Source organism: Sphingomonas sp. GW821-FHT10C01 (genome assembly GCF_059415525.1).
On record NZ_JBWKNK010000001.1, the window covers coordinates 778467 to 796291 of the forward strand.

Consider the following 17825-nt stretch of genomic DNA (forward strand, 5'->3'; position numbering starts at 1 on the left):
GAATTGTGCTCAAGAGACAGTTGAGAGGAATTTATGTCCAACCCATCCCCATTGCCGCTGCTCTACAAGGACTTGGTGCCGCTTAATAGCCGCCAGCATGGCGGTTGGCGCAGCCGGTCGACCGACAAGGCGGCATGGTTGGCGAACCAGCATGCCATTCCGTTGACGACGGAGGAGTTCGCTCTGGCGCAGCGGCACTTCCCCATTATTTTCTCGGCCGGCCCCAACCCGATTCCGCTCGCGCTGATGGGGCTCAATGAAGGGAGCAACGTCTTTGTCGGGGAGGACGGTACACTCCCGGATGGGATCTATATCCCAGCCTATGCTCGGCGCTATCCGTTCCTGCTGGCCAAATTATCGGACGAAAATTCCGACCTGTCGCTTTGCATTGATCCGACGACGGATATGCTCGGTGAATTCGACGATGGCGCGCCGTTGTTTGAAAACGACGGTCCGAGCGTATCCTGCAAGGCGACACTCGATTTTTGTGAGCAGTTCGAGATTGCGGGTCAAAGGACCGAGCGCTTCGTCGCGGAGCTTGTTGAGCATGGCCTGCTGATTGACGGAGAAGTGACGATTCAGCTCGAGGATGGCGCGCGTCCGTTCGTTTATCGCGGGTTCCGGATGGTGGACGAGGTCAAGCTTCGCCAGGTCGCGGGCGAGACATTGAACCGATGGAACGCGAGCGGATTGCTTCCGCTCATCTACTTCCATCTCGCATCCTTGCAGCTGATGCGTGACATCCTTGCCCGCCAGCTTCGATCGAACCCGGATAGGGCCTCGACGGCACAAGCCGAGTCTCCGGCGGCTATGGCGGCCCGGGTTGGCGAACCGCGACGTGCGAAGTCCAATTGAGCGAACGCTATTCAGTCAGCCGGTTGGAAACCAGGAAACGAGAGGTCATCGCTCGAGCTTGGTTGCCAGGATCACCGAGCTTTTCGTGAACTCGACGCCGTCCAGCATGCCGATTTCGTCGATGAGCCGGTTCAGTTCGACGGCGTCGACCGCCTCGATCATCGCGATATAGTCGAATTCGCCGCTGATCGCATGGATCGCCGAGACTTGCGCGATCTCCGAAAGAAGGGATTCGAGCTCGCGGCGGGATCGCGGCGCGGTCTTGATCATGACATGCGCGCGCAGGCGACTGCGGATGAAGGCGTCGCCCAGCCTGACGGTATAACCGTCCACCACCCCGCTCTCTTCAAGCCGGGCGAGGCGCGAATAGAGCTGCCCGCGCGAGATGGCGAGTTCCTTGGCAAGCTGCGCGATCGGCTGGCGGGCGTCGTCGCGCAGCAGGCCGAGAAGCCGGACGTCGATCTCGTCGAGGTTCGGCTGGCCCGACATCAGCGTTCCGGGAAACGCTCGTCGGCGAAGATCGCCGTCTGCGGTTGGCCTCCAGGGCCAATCCGTCCCCGATACATGCCGAGATCGTTGATCGCGAACGCCGGTTTGCCATTCGAGCCCATTGCGATCAGCCCTCCATCGCCCCCGATCGATCCCACGGCCATGATCGTCGCCTGCGCCGCGTTTGCAAGCGTTTCGCCGTTCCAGGCGACGCGATCGCAGACCTGACGCGCCGCGCTCTCCCGAATGAAGAATTCGCCGGATCCGGTCGCGGAGACGGCACACTGGCCGTTCTTGGCGTAGGTGCCGGCACCGATGATCGGGGAATCGCCTACGCGGCCCCAGCGCTTTCCGGTCATGCCTCCGGTCGAGGTCGCAGCGGCGAGATTGCCGTCGGCGTCCAGCGCGACCGCACCCACCGTCCCGAACAGATGCGTCCGGTCCACCGCCGTAGCCTGGCGGTTGCGCCACGCCAGCAACTGCTGCCAGCGCTCTTCGGTCCGGAACCATTCGGGGGCGACCTGCTCGAGACCCTGCTCGACCGAGAAACGGTCCGCGCCTGCGCCGCTCAGCATGACATGGCGGGTCTTGTCCATGACCGCCCGGGCCAGGTCGATCGGGTGCCGCGTCCGGGTGACTCCAGCGACGGCGCCGGCCTTCTGCGTGGCGCCGTCCATGATCGCCGCATCAAGCTCGTTGCGGCCCTCCGCCGTGAACACCGCGCCACGACCGGCATTGAACAGGGGATTGTCTTCGAGAACGCGGACCGCCGCAGCGACCGCGTCGAGCGCCGGGCCGCCGCGATCGAGGACGGCGCCACCGACGCGCAGGGCCTCAGCGAGGCCAGCCCGATAGGCCGCTTCCTTCGCGGGCGACAGCGCGCCACGCTCGATGACGCCGGCGCCACCATGGATTGCGAGCGACCAGCGCGGCATCTCCGAAATCTCGCCGCCGGCCGCCGAATAGCGGCGCACGAAGGCAGGATTATCGACGCGGCCGGAGGGCAAATGCAGGACGGACGCGGTATTCATGACCGTCACCTTGATCCGGTCCGCTACGAGCGCGCCGCGCGATGGGGCAACGCGAAGGGCCGACCCGTCGACGATCCATGCGCCGCCATCGGGCTCGGTCGCATAGACACGTCCGCTGCCGTCGGCTTCGACCGCAACCGCCGCGCTTTCATCGACTCCGACACCGATCATCGCCGGCGCGCTGGACGGGCGTCCAAGTTGCGCCTTGGCGACAAAGGCGAAGAGGCGGCCGAGCCGGTTACGTTCCTTGAAATGCGTGTCGGTCACCACGCCCTTGAGCAACGCGATGTCGAGGAAGTCGCGTTCGATGGTGTTCGCCGAGCCGAACGGATCGGCCAGCGCTTCGGGAGACTTGATGCTGCCGCCGTCCGTCGCGCCGTACAGCGCCTCGCCCAGCATCGCGAGACCGGCGCTGGTCCCGGCGATCGGCTTGCCGGCCGCGACATGCGCCGTGAGCAGGCGCGCGACCTCTGTGCCCTTCCAGTAGCGGACATAATTGGCCTGATCGCCGCCGGCGAGGAAGATGCCGTCCGCGCGGCGAAGTGCGGCCAGGATCCGGGGGTCGGAGGCTGCGGCGCGATCGTGAAAGACGAAGGTCTCGGCCGAAGCGACCCCGCCGATTTCCTTCACGAACTCCTTGCCGATCTCTCCGGCATAGGAGGCGCGCAGGATGACGATATGGCCGTTTCCGGCCTTGGCGAAGAACCAGCGCATGGCGTCGTGGTTGCGATCGCCGCCGCCCATCAGGAGCAGCCCGCCCGAGCGCTGCCCCGGCGTGGGCGCGGAAAGCTTGCCCTCGACATAGCGATCGAACGCCTTGGTCTTGGCACTCGCCGTGGCCGGGCCGAACCCGAGCGCCGCGGCAACCAGCATAAGCAATACGCGCATTGAGGACGGCTCCATTGAACAGATTGTACGCAGTTTGATACAGTTTAGACGCAGCATGCAATAATTTGATTGCCAATTTAGACGATATGTTGAACTTTCCGTACCGTCATCTCGACGGGTGGAGGTCGGCTGGCGTGCAAAAGGGGAGCGATATGACATATTCGATGCGCCGCGCGTTTCGGGTTCATCTGGCCATTGGCTGCTGTGTGAGTGCACTCGCCGCACCCGCCTTTGCGCAGGATGCCCCCGCCGAAGCGGAAGAACCCCGCGAAGTGGTCGTGATCGGGTCACGCATTCCCACGATCAAGGATGAGGGACCGGCGCCCGTCACCCTTATCGATGCCGATACCATCCGGTCGAATGGCTATACCAACGTCCCCGAACTGCTGGCCGCCCTGCCACAGAACAGCGGCGCGACGCAAAGTCCGCAATCGGGCAGCAGTTCCGACTTTACACCGGGCGCGCAGCAGGTCGACTTGCGCGGCCTGGGGCCGAACCACACGCTGGTGCTGATCAATGGTCGTCGCATCGCGGACTTTCCGCTTCCCTATATCGGGCGGAGCAACTTCACTGACATCTCGAACATCCCTGTCAGCCTGATTGAGCGCGTCGAGGTGCTGAGCGGTGCGGCTTCCGCGATCTATGGTTCGGACGCGATCGCCGGCGTCATCAACTTCAAGATGAAGGAGAAGCTGGACGGCATCACGCTCGATTATCGCCACGGTCGCACTGAACATGGCGGCGGCCTGTCGCATCGCATCACCGCGACGGGCGGCTGGTCGTCCGGCCGTTTCAATATCGCGGGTGGCATCGAATATCTCGACCAGCGGCCACTCTGGGCGTTCGATCGCGATATCCAGGACAGCACGCTGGACAATCCGGTGACCACGCTGGCGCGGCGCACCTTCTATCGCGCCAATGAGGATGTCGATTACCTTACGCCGCCAGCAGGCGCCTGCGCCGCGCTGGCGGGACTCAACCGAGGCACCATCCGCCAATATAATCGTCCGCGCTATGGTGAGTTCTGCGGCAGTCAGGAATCGATCGCCTATGGGACGATCGTGTCGGGCCGTAAGGGCTTCAACAGCTTCGGCACCATGTCGTACGAGCTGTCGGACAATGCCAAGCTGTTCGCCGACTTCCAGTTGGGGATCAGCAAGGTCCGTCTGATGTACGACGTGACGAGCTGGTCGTTCGAGCAGGCGTCGAGCAGTGCGGACAATAACTTCTTCAACAGCTTTACCGGTCAGGTCGAGGACTGGGGGCGCCAATTCACGCCGGAGGAAACCGGCGGCTTCCAGATGCAGCGGATCAAGCAGACGACGTACAGCATCACGCCGGGCATCCGCGGCACCGTCGGCGGCGTGTGGAATTACGAGCTGTCGTTCAACTACAGCCGCTACCAGTCGGTCGTGCGCTGGCCGCAGATCATCAACAGCAAGGCGCAGAAGCTGTTCCTGGGCGATCGGCTCGGTATCGATGCGGATAGTGGATATCCGATCTACAATGCCAATCCGGCGCGGCTCTACAGGGCGCTGACGCCCGCCGAATATGCCAGCATTTCCGCCGACACCGTCTATCGCCCCTATAGTTGGACCAGCAACGCTCAGGCGACGCTGACCAACGGCGCGTTGTTCCAGCTGCCCGCCGGGCCGGTCGGGTTCGCGGCGGTCGCCGAGTATGGCAAGCAGGGCTATAATTTGCGCCCCGACCCGCTGGCGCTGACCGACTATTATTTCAGCTGGAAGGACAGCGACGGCGCGGGCACGCGCAGCCATGCCGCGATCGGCGGCGAGTTGCGCGTGCCGGTGCTCAACTTCCTCACGCTGACCGGCGCCGGGCGCTACGACACCTTCGGCTTTGCCGACCGCAATGTCGGTAAGTTCACCTATAATGGCGGGATCGAGATCCGGCCGACCAACAGCCTGTTGTTCCGTGCGGCCTATGGCACCGCCTTCCGCGCGCCCGATCTGCATTATGTTTTCACCGGTCCGGGCAACGTCGAGAGCAGCGTGGTCGACTATTATGCATGTCGGCAGGATACCCCGGGGGCCGGGGTCAGCGACTGCGAAGACTATGACACCGACATCGTCTCCAACCGCACGGGCAACCGCAGCCTCAAGCCGGAAACGGGCAAGTCGCTGACCGCCGGGCTGGTGTTCTCACCATCGAGCCGCCTGCATATCTCGGTCGATTATTTCCGCGTCACGCTCGATGATCAGGTCACCGACCTGAGTGTCAACCAGATCGCCCGTGACGAGGCGAACTGCCGCCCCGACGGCGCCGGGAGGACCGCGCTCGACCCCAATTCACCGACCTGCCAGGACGCGATCGCGCGGGTCCGGCGTTTCGCCAGCGGCGGTTCCGCTGGCAGCATCGAAGCGATTCGCGTCAACCCGATCAATATTTCGCGCGAAACGACGAGCGGGATCGACGTGGCCTTCCGCGGCACACTGCCGACCGGGATCGGCGATTTCACCCTGGCGCTAGCGCATACCCATGTGTTCAAGCACACCTATCAGCAGTATCCGGGCGATCCGATCGAGAACAAGCTGGCGTATGACAGCGGCTTCTACATCCCGCGCGACAAGTCGAGCGGCAGCATCAGCTGGGCACATGACGGGCTGAAGGTCACCGTCTCCGGCACGCGGCTCGGCAAGCTGCCCAACTATGACGAGGACGCGTTCCTCAAGGCCAGCACCCTGTTCAACGCAACCGTGCAGTACGACTTCACCGATAACTTGCGCGGGTCGCTGACGGTCCGCAACCTGTTCGATACCAAGCCGGTCAAGGATGACACCTGGACCAGCTATCCCTATTACAACACCAGCTGGTTCGACAGTGTGGGCCGCAGCGTCTTCATGCAGCTGACCTATAAGATCGGAGGCAGCCCCCTTTAAGCTGTCAGGGCTCCGTGGACACTCTTCCGCCACGGAGCCTGAGAGTGTTCAAGCGAGCGTGGGTTGGAATGTCGCGTATCCCTACGATGCGCGATGTTTCGATATTTGATGAAAATGTGACGAACCGCCAGCAGAAGCACCAAGGCGCCTGTCCAGATCCTCGGCGAAAGTTCGATATCGGGCGCGTTTGCCGCGCTAGCCCCTTGAAATCGCTTGGTGACCCCTACGGGAATCGAACCCGTGTTTCAGCCGTGCATGGACGAAACCGCAGATTTGCTGGGATTCTTAAGCCACAAATGTGCGGGAACTATCCAATCTAATCCAATATGATGTTAGGTCCGCACATCGAAAAAGCGGTCGATCTGAAAGCACCGGGTCGGTGTGAAAATGCCATTGGTCAGGCGGGGTCAACGTGTGACGTCGGCCAGGATTTCGTTCCAGTTGAGCGATAGCTCGTTCGCTATGTCGATAAACTCGATGACGTCCAGGCGCCGCTCGAAAGACTCGTATTTCGACACGAATTGCTGTGAGCGTCCGAGCCGCAGTGCCAATTCTGCTTGGGTAATGTTGGACGTTTGACGTTGCCCGCGCAGAGCATCGATCGCCTCGCGATAGCGGGCGTCCTGGATGCTCTTGATGGGCAAAGGTCACGCTCCGCTACAGTGTGGAGCGAGCTAGGAACCCTCTTGGTTTTACCCCAAAATCGGGTATTCCTCCGATCAGGTTCGGGGGTAAGATGTATGTGGCGTGAGACGCTACTGCGGGAACTGATCGGGGAAGGGGCGGATCGTGCTCGGGCAGAGCCCGCTGTGCGGTTGGCTCGAAGCAGACGATCGTCTGAAGCTCGTGGGTGAGAACGACCATGGCCTTAAGGCGCGTGCGTCCGCTGCCGCCCGATGGGAATATGTTGCTCGTCCCGAGCCCCGCTTCTTCGATCAACCGACAGCCGCAGCATATCTCGGCATCAGCGAGCGGCTCTTTGAGACGCAATGGAGGGCGTTCAATCTTCCGTACCCGCGCAAGATCGGACGACGATGCCTGTGGGATCGTAAGATCCTGGATCAATGGGCGGACGCGGTATCGGGGATCGAAAACAAGTCTGATGGGACGAGCAGTCAGCCATCGCCGACGGATCATGCCGCTGAGGCGCTCTACATGACGCCGTCATTCCCGAGCAAGAAGCGGCGCAAGCGGCGGGCATAGCGCGTGTCGCCAGTCAGTTGCGCGCGGACATACCAGGATCATATCGGAGATTATCGAGTGAAGCCGAAGAAGGACATTTCGCGCGCAACCCAGACCTGGATCATTGGCGGCGTCATCGCAGCATGCGCGGTGGTTTTCCTCATAGCGCAGAGCGAGACGCCAGACTTCGCTTCCATGAACCCCAAGCAGCGCTGCACCTACCATTCCTACCGACAGCAACACGGTTGGAGGGACCAGCAGGAGTGCCAGGCGGAAGTGTCAGCGGCGAGGCTGATGGGCAAGCCGTTTAGGGACGATAATCCCTATCGATAGAGACAGTGACAAATCAGAGTTTGCTAGGGCGCAGTGGACGGTCAGCAAACCGGCGATATTATCGGCGCGATGAAGGACTTCATCCTCAGTGAGATCAGGCGAGTTGCCGCCGACAACGGCGGCGTCGCGCCCGGGCAAAACCTGTTCTCAAAATTGACGGGTATCAGCTCTGCCAAGTGGCGCGGGGTGCATTGGTTGAGGTGGAGCGATGCGCTTGCTGAAGCAGGTTTCGCCGCGAACGAGTGGAACTCAAAGCTTGCTACAGATGATATGGCACTCAAGTTGGCAGCCTTCGCGCGCCAGCTAGGCCGCCTTCCTACGCGCACCGAAATCAAAATGCAGCGCAGGAGCGATCCATCTTTCCCGAGCCACTCGACAGTGGATAGCCACTTTCGGACCAACGCTGATTTGACCGCCGCGTTGTTGGACCTTGCGGAGAGGGACGAAGAGTGGAGCGATCTCGCTGACTTTCTGGTCCGACCCGATGCAAAGCGGGTCGAAACTGCCGGCACTAGCGACGGCTTTGTCTACCTTTTGAAATCTGGGCGGCACTACAAGATTGGGCGCAGCGAGGACATAGAGCGCAGATTTCGCGAAGTCAGAATTGCGCTGCCGGAAGCTGTGACCCTCATTCACTCGATCCGCACCGACGATCCTTCAGGCATCGAGGCATATTGGCATCGACGTTTCGCGGACAAGCGCGCCAATGGTGAATGGTTCGCCCTAACCGGAGCGGACGTAAAGGCGTTCTGCCGCCGGACATTTCAGTGAAGTACGCGCAGGCCCGATGCGTGATGTTTTCACGCAGATAGAAGCGTGAACCGGTGCTTTCGCTTTGGAAACACCGATGTGATAACTGCGTGCCTGACCGGGCTCACGGCTCTGGCTCTATATCTGTCTGTAAACAAACAAGAAAATCAGATGGCGGAGTGGTTTGTCGCGTCGATCTGAGGAAAACTTGGGCGCATTAGAGCGCACCAAAACCACCGAGTTAGGACATCCAAATGTGCTAACACACACATGAAAAACACGAAAAAATCGTGCAAATTCAAGGTGGTGACCCCTACGGGAATCGAACCCGTGTTTCAGCCGTGAAAGGGCCGCGTCCTAACCGCTAGACGAAGGGGCCATGAAGGCGAGGGCGCGCACTAGGCAACGGATGCGCCTGGGTCAAGGGCCATTTCACCTCAAATTGTGCGCTAATTGACCCAGGCGGCGTCTTCGATGTGAATTTCGGCCGCGGGCCGTGCACCCCAGTCGTCGATCTTGGCGCGGCCGGCGATCCATAGCTTACGATCGCGTGGTGCACCGAGTAGCGCGAGGCCGAGCGGGGTGTCGGCGGCGCGGAAGGCGACGCACTTGATGCTGCGCCCGTCCTCGCCCGCGACGATCGCGCGGACGTGACCATTGCCGACGATATCGCACTTGATGATGCGGACCGGACCGGCGGCGACACGCGGAGCGGGCCACCCCATGCCATAGGGGCCGCCGGCCTCCATCGCGTTGACCAGATCGGGATTGACCCCACCCGGCGCGAGCACGGCGTCGAGCAGCAGCGCGCGCTCCCCCGCCGCCCGTTCGACGGTTTCGGCGAGCTTGGCTTCGAGAAACGCCGTGAACTCGGCGATCCGCTCCTCGGCGACGGTCACGCCCGCCGCCATCGCGTGGCCGCCCCCCGCGATCAGCAGTCCGGCCTCCTTCGCCGCGAGGATCGCCGCACCGAGGTCGACCCCGGCGATGGAGCGGCCCGACCCTTTGCCGATCCCGTCCTCACCTACGGCGATGACGATCGCCGGACGGCCGAGCTTCTCCTTGAGCCGCCCCGCAACGATGCCGATCACGCCGGGGTGCCAGCCGCGCGCCGCGACCACCGCTACTGCACCGCTGACGTCGATCGCTTCGGCCGATTGCTGGACCTCGGCCTCGATCGCACGGCGTTCCTCGTTGAGGCGGTTGAGCTCCTCGGCGATCCCGCGCGCCTCGTCCGCGTCTTCGGTCGTTAGCAGTCGCACGCCGAGATCGGACTTGCCGACGCGCCCGCCCGCATTGATCCGCGGCCCGAGCGCGAAGCCGAGATCGGTCGCGGTCGGCGCGCGGGTCAGCCGGCTCGCTTCGATCAGGGCGTTCATCCCGATATTGCGGCGCTGCGCCATCACTTTGAGGCCCTGCGCCACGAAGGCGCGGTTCAGCCCCCTGAGCGCGGCGACGTCGGCCACCGTGCCCAGCGCGACGATATCGAGCAGGTCGAGCAGCTTGGGTTCCGCTCGATTCGCAAAGAAGCCACGCCCGCGCAGGACGCGGACCAGGCCCGCGCCGAGCAGCCACGCGACGCCGACCGCGGCCAGATGGCCGTGATCGCGCCCCTCTTCCTCATCGAGCCGGTTCGGGTTCACCAGCGCCAGCGCGACGGGCAGCTGGGACGCGCATTTGTGATGATCGACCACGATCACCTGCGCGCCCGCATCGTGGGCCTCGGAGAGCGCGTCGAACGCCATCGCACCGCAATCGACGGTGACGATCAGGTCGGCGCCCTCGCGCTTAAGCCGCACCAGCGCCTCGCCCGAGGGGCCATAGCCCTCCATCAGTCGGTCGGGGATATAGGCGCGCGGGTCGAGTCCCAGATCACGCAGCAGCCGGATCAGCAGCGCGGCCGAGGTCGCGCCGTCGACATCATAGTCGCCGAAGATCGTCACCGCCTCGCCCCGCTGGACGGCGTCGGCGAGCCGTTCGGCGGCCACGTCCATATCGCGAAAGATCGAGGGGTCGGGCATGAAGGCGCGGATGCTTGGGTTGCGGTGCGCCTCCAGCTCCTCACGCGCGCAGCCACGCGTCAGCAGCAACTGAGTTACGAGATCGTCAGGCGCGAAACCGGGGGCGCGCGCATCCGTCTCCAGTCCGCGCCAGCGCCAGGGTTGGCCGAGGATCGAGCTGTGGACGTTGAGCACGGGAGTCATTCGAGGGTCTTAGCGCGGATCGGCGGGCAGGGGAATCGCCGCGGCCGTCTGGTGCCTCCTTCAACGATCATCGCAGCGACACATAGCGTTCCAGCGGTCGAGAAAACGCATCCAGTTCGCGGGGCATGATCTGAAATCCATCAGGATCATCGCGAATATGGCCGAGCTGAGTGTGATGAAGCCGGATCAGCGATCGCTTTGCCGCGGAGCTGATTGGCAGGGTTGCGAGGCGTCCGCGCCGGAGCGGTTGCGGCGGCCAGACCCGGTAGCCAAGCAAGCGCAGATGTTTGCCGGCGGTATCGAGCGCGATCGCTACCGCCTGATGATCCGGATGCGAATCGTCGCGTGTCGGGCCTGCGATCAGGTCGAGCCGGGGCAAGCGGCGGATTTGCCGGGCAAGGACGCGGCGGCAATCGTCCACGGTGGTCCCGCCGTCAGGCAGGCCCAGAAAATGGATCGACGCGGGCATCACCCCCAGCCGGCGCAACGCGTGGCGCGTTTCCATCTGGCGCGCAGCGATCAGCCTGCGGCGGGGCCATTTGATGCTGTTCGGGTGTGACGCCGCGCCATCGGTCACCACAGCGACGTGGACCTCCGTGCCTCGGTACCTGAGGCAGGCGATCAGTCCGGCTGCGCCGATCAATTCGTCGTCCGGGTGTGGCGCAACGATGAGCGCCGCGCGTGGATGGCCAAGGCGCGGCCTCACGACATCAATCCTCCAGGATGCGGCTGTGCGTTCGCGTGTCGCGCATTCGCAGATACACGACCAGCGATACGCCGATCATCGCGGTCACATACCAATAGAAACCGCGCTCCCACCCGGCGTCCTTGAACCAGAGCGCGACATATTCCGCGGTGCCGCCGAAGATCGCGTTGGCAAGCGCATAGGGCAGGGCGACCCCCAGCGTGCGGATATGCGCGGGAAACAGCTCCGCCTTCACCACCGCGTTGATCGAGGTGTAGCCGGTGACGATCACCAGCGCGCCGAGCATCAGCGCGAACGCCGCCCACACGCTGCTCACTTGTTCCAGCGCGGTGAAGATCGGATAGGTGCAGAGCACGCCCAGCACCCCGAACCCGATCATCAGCGGCTTGCGGCCGATCCGGTCGGACAGCGCTCCGGCCAGCGGTTGGATGCACATGAAGACGAACAGCGCCGCCGCGTTGATCTCCGACGCGGTCTCGCGGTCGAAGCCCGACGTGTTGACCAGGAACTTCTGCAGGTAGATCGAATAGGCATAGAAGGCGAGGGTGCCTCCGGCGGTGAGTGCCATCACCAGCAGGAACTCGCCCGGATGTTCCTTGAGCAACGCCAGCGCGCCGGTCTTGCGCCCTTCGGCCTTGGCGTTCTCGAAGCTCTGCGTTTCCGAAAGCCCGCGCCGCAGCCAGAAGACGATCACCGCCAGCGCGCCGCCGATGAAGAAGGGGATTCGCCAGCCCCAGCTCTCCAGCGCCGCCTCGCTCATCACCGCCTGAAGGATCAGCAGCACGGTGAGCGCGATCAATTGGCCCGAGATCAAGGTGACGTACTGGAAGCTCGAGAAAAAGCCGCGATGCTTCTTGCCCGCCATTTCGGAGAGGTAGGTCGCGCTGGCGCCATATTCGCCGCCGATCGACAGCCCCTGCATCAGCCGTGCGAACACCAGCAATGCCGGGGCCAACCCGCCGATCGTCGCATAGCCCGGCGTCACCGCGATCAGCAGCGACCCCGCGCACATCAGCGAGACGGAAAGCGTCAGCCCCGCCTTGCGCCCATATTTGTCGGCATAGACCCCCATCAGCCAGCCGCCGATGGGCCGCATCAGGAAGCCGACCGCGAACACCGCGGCGGTGTTCAGCAGCTGAGTGGTCTGGTCGCCCTTGGGGAAGAAGTGCGGCGCAAAATAGAGGGTGAAGGCCGCATAGGCATACCAGTCATACCATTCGACTAGATTGCCCGCCGAGCCGCCGAGGATGGATTTGAGGCGCTGGCGGGTCTGCAGGGTTTCGTTGGTCGTCGTCATTCAATCCCCTTCAACCGTCACCCCGGCCCTGTGCCGGGGTCCACGGTTCCCCGAGGACTGACCTGAAGCCTCTCGCCCGAGCTTGCCTCCCGGTGGATCCCGGCACAAGGCCGGGGTGACGAAAATTCAGGGAGGGCGTGCGGCGTCCCTAGAACGCCCCTGGCACCTCGCGCTGCGGGGTGGTCGGGCGGTTGGGCATCAGCAGCTCCATCGGCGCTTCGATCCGCTCGCGCGCCGCTTGCGGGCTGAGGCCGGGTGCGCTGGCCGAGGCGGAAGCGCTGATCGGCGTGCAGGTGCGCCCAGCGAGGAAGTCGAGCGCGGCGCGGGTCGATGCCTCGGCCGGATCGCCCATCTGGCGGGTGATATCGTCGCTTGCGCGACAGGTTGCGCCCATGAATCCGGCAAGGCCGTCATAATAGGCGCCCTGGCGGTTCGAGTTCTCCAGTGCGAAGGCGATAACGCGGAGGCGATCGTCGCACGCCGTCTGGTCGAGCGCGATCTGCCCCACCGGCTTGCCATAGGTGTTGGAGCCGATCAGTGCCGAGCGGTTGCCGAGATAGGGGATGAAGGTGTTCATCACCAATTCGCTCGCCGAGGCCGACCCACCGGTGCCGATGAATGCGATGCGGGTCGGTGTGATCGATTGCGGCTGGGGCGCGAAATAGACGGTTTCGTTGTTGCTCGAGGCCTTGGACGTGCGGAAGCTCACATAATTGGCGACGGTCGATGTCGTCTTGTCCGCGCCCAGCAGGTTGTTGATGAGGTCCGCGACCGAAATCAGTCCGCCGCCATTATAGCGCAGGTCGATGATGATCTCGGTGATCCCCTGCGCCTTGAAATTGGCGAAGGCGCTGCGCAGCGGGGTCTCCGCCGTGGTGATGAAGGTGCGCAGGTTGATATAGCCGACCTTCTTCCCGCCATCGTCGATCACCTTGGCGCCGTAGCGCGTGGACACCGGAGTCAGGCTGTAGTCGGCCATCGCGATGGTGACGTTGCGTGTGCCCGCGGTGTCGCGAATCTGGAAGGTGCGCGTCGTACCCACCGCGGAGGTGCCGAGCGCGTTGTTGAGCCCAGCCGAGCCTTCGCTCGCGAGAATCGAGGCGACGGTGCGCAGGTTTGACGCGCTGGTGCCGATCGCCAGGATCTCGGTCCCGCGGTCGATGCCCGCGGCCAGCGCGGGTGCGCCCTCGAACGCCTCGGTGATGACCAGGCGATTCGATCCGTCGAGCGCGAGACGGAAGCCGTATCCGGCACTCGATCCCGAATTATAGTAGGCGTTCTCCTCGGCGATCGAGGTGATGTAGGTGAAATAGCGGTCCTTGCGCTGTGCCCGCGCGGTCGCGGTCAATGCGTCGAGATAGGATTGGACGTCCGAATAGGCGGCGGGGTTGAGGCCGCTCGGCAACGTCTCCGGGAACAGGTACCATTCGTTCATCCGCGCGGCGACCCAGTCCTGTCGCGAGCGCAGCGAGCAGGTGCCGGTCGAGGGAGTCGGAGTCGGGGTTGGAGCGACGCCGCCGCTTCCGCCGCCGCCACCGCCACCGACGACGCCGGTGCCCGCGCCGCCGCATCCGGCAAGCAATGCGAGGGTCGCGGTCATTGCCGTCATGCGGCGGACGATGCTGCTGGATACGCGCTTCATGTCAGTAACTTACCCCAATGCTGCGGTGTTGGCGGCCTCCGCCGGCAACACCGCGCCACGACAATGTGGCGATCATCTCCACCGCGTGGCAAAAGGCAAGCGGGATCGGGGCAAGTGCCCTTGTGTTTTCGGGACCTCCCTGCTAGTGGCGCCTCCCAACGCCCGGGGCAAATGCCTCGGCGAACCCATTTCTATTGAATATGATTCGGAGTTGAGACCGGCTTATGCAGATCATCGTTCGCGACAATAACGTCGACCAGGCGCTGCGGGCGCTCAAGAAGAAGCTGCAGCGTGAAGGCGTTTATCGTGAGATGAAGCTGCGCCGTCACTACGAGAAGCCGAGCGAGAAGCGTGCCCGTGAGCGCGCTGCTGCGGTTCGCCGTGCGCGCAAGCTCGAGCGCAAGCGCATGGAGCGCGACGGCGCCCGTTAAGGTGCCGTTCCCGCCACGCGCACATGTGCGTGGCGGTGTGACCTTTGTGACTTTCCGCCGTGCGGCCTGCGCGGTAACTCGGGATAGCTGATCCATGTCGTCCGTGACCGCAGTGCCGATTCCGCCGACCAAGCGCAGCTATCTCGCCTGGCTCTGGGCAGGGGTCGCCTTGGCGATCGCGGGCGCGGTCGCGCTGGCGTGGTTCGGCACCAACACGGCGCCGATTCGCGGTGCGCTGCCGAACGACAAGTTCCTGGCGGCCAACAAGAGCCAGACTGGCGTGATCGAGACCGCGTCGGGTCTTCAGTATCAGGTGCTGAAGGAAGGCGTGGGCGGCAGCCCGACCGATGGCGACATCACGCTGTCGATGTACAAGGGCACGCTGCGCGACGGCACGCAGTTCGATGCGAGTCAGCAGCCGACTCCGCTCCCCGTAACCGGCATGATCCCCGGTTTCAGCGAAGCGCTCAAGCTGATGAAGAAGGGCGGCAAGTACCGCCTGTGGATCAAGCCCGAGCTGGGCTATGGCGCCGAGGCGCGCAAGGACCAGCAGGGCAAGGAAGTGATCCCAGCCAACTCGCTGCTGGTGTTCGAGGTCGAGCTGTTCGAATTCATGCCGCAGGCGCAGTTCATGCAGATGATGCAGCAACAGCAGCAGATGGGCGGCAGCGTGCCGGGTGGCGAGCAGCCGGGGCGCTGAGGGGCTGCGCGGATTCCCTTTTCCACCGACCTTCCCCTTTCTGGAGGGTTGGTGCGACGAGGTGACATGGCGCGGACAGATTGCCGTCACCGTAGAGTAATGAGCTCATTCATCGGGATGGGCGACCCCGTCCCTTAGTCCTCGGTATTGCGCCATTTCATACGCAGCGCGAAGGTAAATTGCCGATTGACGTTGCGGGTGGTTCGGGCGATTGCGCTCCACGGGTAATTACCAACTCCACATTTCCTGAGAATGCGCCGATCGGCTAACGGAGCGACCATGGCTTACGCGCACTCGACCAAACATCTCCGTTCTCCGCCCGATCTCCCCCTCGTCCTCGCAATTGCGTTGGTCGTGTTGCTTTGGGTCTCGGGCGGCGCGACGCGTGCCGACGTGATGGGGCAGGTTATTGTCCGTGCCGGATGTTGGGCGCTCCTGATCGTCGCTGCATTTTCGGGTCCGCGGCCGGTGTTGGCTGGTACGCGGCCGGTGCTTCTCCTCCTCCTTGCGACAATTGCGCTTCCTCTCGTGCAGTTGATCCCCTTGCCTCCGGCCTGGTGGCAGTCACTCCCCGGCCGCGATATCCTTCTGGTCCCGGGCGAGCCGGTGCCTTGGCGCCCTTGGACGATGACGCCGGGCGCAACACGGAACGCGCTTGCCTCGCTGGTCGTGCCCGTGACGATGCTGCTGGTTCTCACGCAAGCAAACGAGCGTGTGTATCGTTGGCTGCCAACGATCCTGCTGGTGATGATCGGCTCGGCAGTGTTTCTCGGACTGCTCCAATTCTCAGGGGTATCGTTCAACAACCCGCTTCTGAACGATACGCCGGGTCAAGTGAGCAGCATCTTCGCAAATCGTAACCATTTCGCGCTTTTGCTCGCGATCGGTTGCCTTATCGCGCCGGTGTGGGCCTTCGCGGACCATGAGGCGCTGCGATGGCGCGGGCCGTTGGCGATCGGACTGATCTTGCTGTTTGTGCTGACGATTCTCGCGACGGGTTCGCGCAGCGGCATTTTGCTCGGCGGGCTGGCGCTTGCCGTGTCTCTGATGCTCGTTGGTCGGCGGTTGCGGCGACGTCTCGGCGGGGCGCCTGCTTGGTTGCCTCCCGTATTGATCGGAGCTGTGATGCTGGTGGTGATCGGCTTCGTTGCTCTAAGTTTCGCCGCGGATCGAGCTGACGCGATCAACCGCCTTGTGGAACTCGAAACCAGTGGTGACATGCGATCGCGTGCACTTCCGACGGTTTTGTCAATGATCACAACCTATATGCCATTCGGATCGGGTTTTGGCGGCTTCGATCCCGTGTTCCGCATTCATGAGCCGCTGGAGCTACTCAAATTTACCTACTTCAATCAGGCGCATAACGACTATCTCGGGATTGCGCTCGACGGGGGAATCGCCGGAATCGCCGTTCTGGCGGCTGGTATCCTCTGGTGGCTGGTTGCAACGATTCGAGTCTGGCGCTCGACGCCAAATGACGCGATCTCCTTGGGGCGTCTTGGTTCTTCGGTGATTTTTCTCGTATTTGTGGCGAGTGTCACCGACTATCCGGCGCGCACGCCCACAATCATGGCTGTCGTCGTCATTGCCGCGGTCTGGCTGGCGCGCGCGAATGTCGGCAAGCCGCAGGCCGCTTTACCGGCGTGATCGCCGAATCTATAGAGCGGCGGATTCAAACTCATTTTGCGGAATAGTCACGCGCATGCGCTTTTTGATCCCTGTTCTGTGCCTTGCGCTTGTGGCGACGGGCTGTGGTTCGCCAGAACCACTTCAGTCGAGCGGCAGCTTGACCGTCGTCAAGGACAGTTCGGTGCTGCCCCCGCCGGAGCGCGGGGATCTGGTGGCCGCCGATCGGCCGGCTTTGATCGGCCCGCTCGACATGATCGGCGTGAGCGTATTTGGCATCTCTGACCTCGATCGTGAGATGCAGGTCGATGCCAGCGGCCGCATTGCGATGCCGCTTGCCGGCACGATCGATGCGCGGGGCAAGACCGCTGCGGAGCTCGCTAGCGCAATCGAGGTGGCGCTCAAGGCGCGCCACGTCCGAGATCCTCAGGTCACGGTCAACATCAAGAGTTCAGTCAGTCAGGTCGTGACGATCGACGGTCAGGTTGTTGAGCCTGGTCTCTATCCGGTTACCAACCAGATGACGCTGATGCGTGTCATCGCGTCAGCCAAGGGGCTGTCGGAATTTGCGCGCCAGAAGGAGGTTGTTATCCTGCGTTCGGTGGGTAGCCAGCGCATGGCCGGCCTTTATGATATCTCCGCGATCCGCCGTGGCGCGTATGATGATCCGCCTGTCTATGCCAATGACGTCATCATCGTCGGTGATTCACCGCAGCGCCGCCTGTTCCGCGACATCGTCTCACTTGCTCCGATCCTCGCTGCCCCACTCATCGCCATCGTGCAATAAGGCG

The 17825-nt window shown here is 63.2% G+C and carries 16 protein-coding genes and 1 tRNA gene; 9 read left to right on the forward strand and 8 right to left on the reverse strand.

Annotation, left to right across the window (positions count from 1 at the left end; genetic code table 11):
- The first annotated feature begins 33 nt into the window (after positions 1–33).
- The gene (locus AC07M1_RS03700) at positions 34–855 is read left to right on the forward strand and encodes a SapC family protein (protein ID WP_495161213.1); all 822 of its coding nucleotides are present in this window, start codon (positions 34–36) and stop codon (positions 853–855) included.
- A 45-nt stretch (positions 856–900) separates the two neighbouring features.
- Here the strand turns inward: AC07M1_RS03700 and AC07M1_RS03705 are convergent, their stop codons facing one another.
- Both AC07M1_RS03705 and AC07M1_RS03710 read right to left on the reverse strand, forming a co-directional pair.
- Positions 901–1344: an Lrp/AsnC family transcriptional regulator gene (locus AC07M1_RS03705; RefSeq protein WP_495161214.1), complete on the reverse strand. Its 444-nt coding sequence runs from the start codon at positions 1342–1344 to the stop codon at positions 901–903.
- Positions 1344–3263 (reverse strand): isoaspartyl peptidase/L-asparaginase, encoded by a 1920-nt coding sequence (locus tag AC07M1_RS03710; RefSeq protein WP_495161215.1) that lies wholly within the window; start codon positions 3261–3263, stop codon positions 1344–1346. The genes AC07M1_RS03705 and AC07M1_RS03710 overlap by 1 nt, the downstream gene beginning before the upstream one ends.
- A 152-nt stretch (positions 3264–3415) precedes the next feature.
- Here AC07M1_RS03710 and AC07M1_RS03715 point away from each other — a divergent pair, with 152 nt between their 5' ends.
- Positions 3416–6163 (forward strand): TonB-dependent receptor plug domain-containing protein, encoded by a 2748-nt coding sequence (locus AC07M1_RS03715; RefSeq protein WP_495161216.1) that lies wholly within the window; start codon positions 3416–3418, stop codon positions 6161–6163.
- Positions 6164–6570: 407 nt separating this feature from the next.
- Here AC07M1_RS03715 and AC07M1_RS03720 read toward each other — a convergent pair whose 3' ends face one another.
- Entirely contained in the window at positions 6571–6807 is a 237-nt protein-coding gene (locus AC07M1_RS03720) for a helix-turn-helix domain-containing protein (RefSeq protein WP_495161217.1), read from the reverse strand.
- Between the two features lie 145 nt (positions 6808–6952).
- Here AC07M1_RS03720 and AC07M1_RS03725 point away from each other — a divergent pair, with 145 nt between their 5' ends.
- From AC07M1_RS03725 to AC07M1_RS03735, 3 genes are read left to right on the forward strand one after another with little or no spacing between them, the layout of a single operon-like run.
- Positions 6953–7366 (forward strand): helix-turn-helix transcriptional regulator, encoded by a 414-nt coding sequence (locus tag AC07M1_RS03725; protein WP_495161218.1) that lies wholly within the window; start codon positions 6953–6955, stop codon positions 7364–7366.
- Positions 7367–7423: 57 nt separating this feature from the next.
- A complete protein-coding gene (locus AC07M1_RS03730) occupies positions 7424–7678 on the forward strand; it encodes a hypothetical protein (protein WP_495161219.1) in 255 nt (84 codons plus the stop codon).
- A 33-nt stretch (positions 7679–7711) separates the two neighbouring features.
- Complete coding sequence (locus AC07M1_RS03735) at positions 7712–8449, forward strand: GIY-YIG nuclease family protein (protein ID WP_495161220.1); 738 nt, start codon at positions 7712–7714, stop codon at positions 8447–8449.
- A 283-nt stretch (positions 8450–8732) separates the two neighbouring features.
- Here AC07M1_RS03735 and AC07M1_RS03740 read toward each other — a convergent pair.
- The 5 genes from AC07M1_RS03740 to AC07M1_RS03760 form a co-directional block, all read right to left on the reverse strand.
- Positions 8733–8807 (reverse strand) — tRNA-Glu (locus tag AC07M1_RS03740).
- Positions 8808–8877: 70 nt separating this feature from the next.
- Entirely contained in the window at positions 8878–10632 is a 1755-nt protein-coding gene (recJ, locus tag AC07M1_RS03745) for a single-stranded-DNA-specific exonuclease RecJ (RefSeq protein ID WP_495161221.1), read from the reverse strand.
- Positions 10633–10699: 67 nt separating this feature from the next.
- Entirely contained in the window at positions 10700–11338 is a 639-nt protein-coding gene (locus AC07M1_RS03750) for a PIG-L deacetylase family protein (RefSeq protein WP_495161222.1), read from the reverse strand.
- Between the two features lie 4 nt (positions 11339–11342).
- Positions 11343–12635, reverse strand: coding sequence for an MFS transporter (locus tag AC07M1_RS03755; RefSeq protein ID WP_495161223.1), 1293 nt, complete (start codon positions 12633–12635; stop codon positions 11343–11345).
- A 148-nt stretch (positions 12636–12783) separates the two neighbouring features.
- Entirely contained in the window at positions 12784–14277 is a 1494-nt protein-coding gene (locus tag AC07M1_RS03760; RefSeq protein WP_495161224.1) for a S41 family peptidase, read from the reverse strand.
- 224 nt (positions 14278–14501) lie between these two features.
- Between AC07M1_RS03760 and rpsU the strand changes: the two genes are divergently transcribed.
- From rpsU to AC07M1_RS03780, 4 genes are all read left to right on the forward strand, one after another.
- Positions 14502–14708, forward strand: a complete 207-nt coding sequence (rpsU, locus tag AC07M1_RS03765) for a 30S ribosomal protein S21 (protein WP_010162663.1) — start codon at positions 14502–14504, stop codon at positions 14706–14708.
- 94 nt (positions 14709–14802) lie between these two features.
- The gene (locus tag AC07M1_RS03770; protein WP_495161225.1) at positions 14803–15408 is read left to right on the forward strand and encodes an FKBP-type peptidyl-prolyl cis-trans isomerase; all 606 of its coding nucleotides are present in this window, start codon (positions 14803–14805) and stop codon (positions 15406–15408) included.
- A 279-nt stretch (positions 15409–15687) separates the two neighbouring features.
- Positions 15688–17055 carry an O-antigen ligase family protein gene (locus tag AC07M1_RS03775; protein WP_495161226.1) on the forward strand — a complete coding sequence of 456 codons (1368 nt, stop codon included), beginning with the start codon at positions 15688–15690 and terminating at the stop codon, positions 17053–17055.
- Between the two features lie 55 nt (positions 17056–17110).
- Positions 17111–17821, forward strand: coding sequence for a polysaccharide biosynthesis/export family protein (locus AC07M1_RS03780; protein ID WP_495161227.1), 711 nt, complete (start codon positions 17111–17113; stop codon positions 17819–17821).
- Positions 17822–17825: the final 4 nt, after the last annotated feature.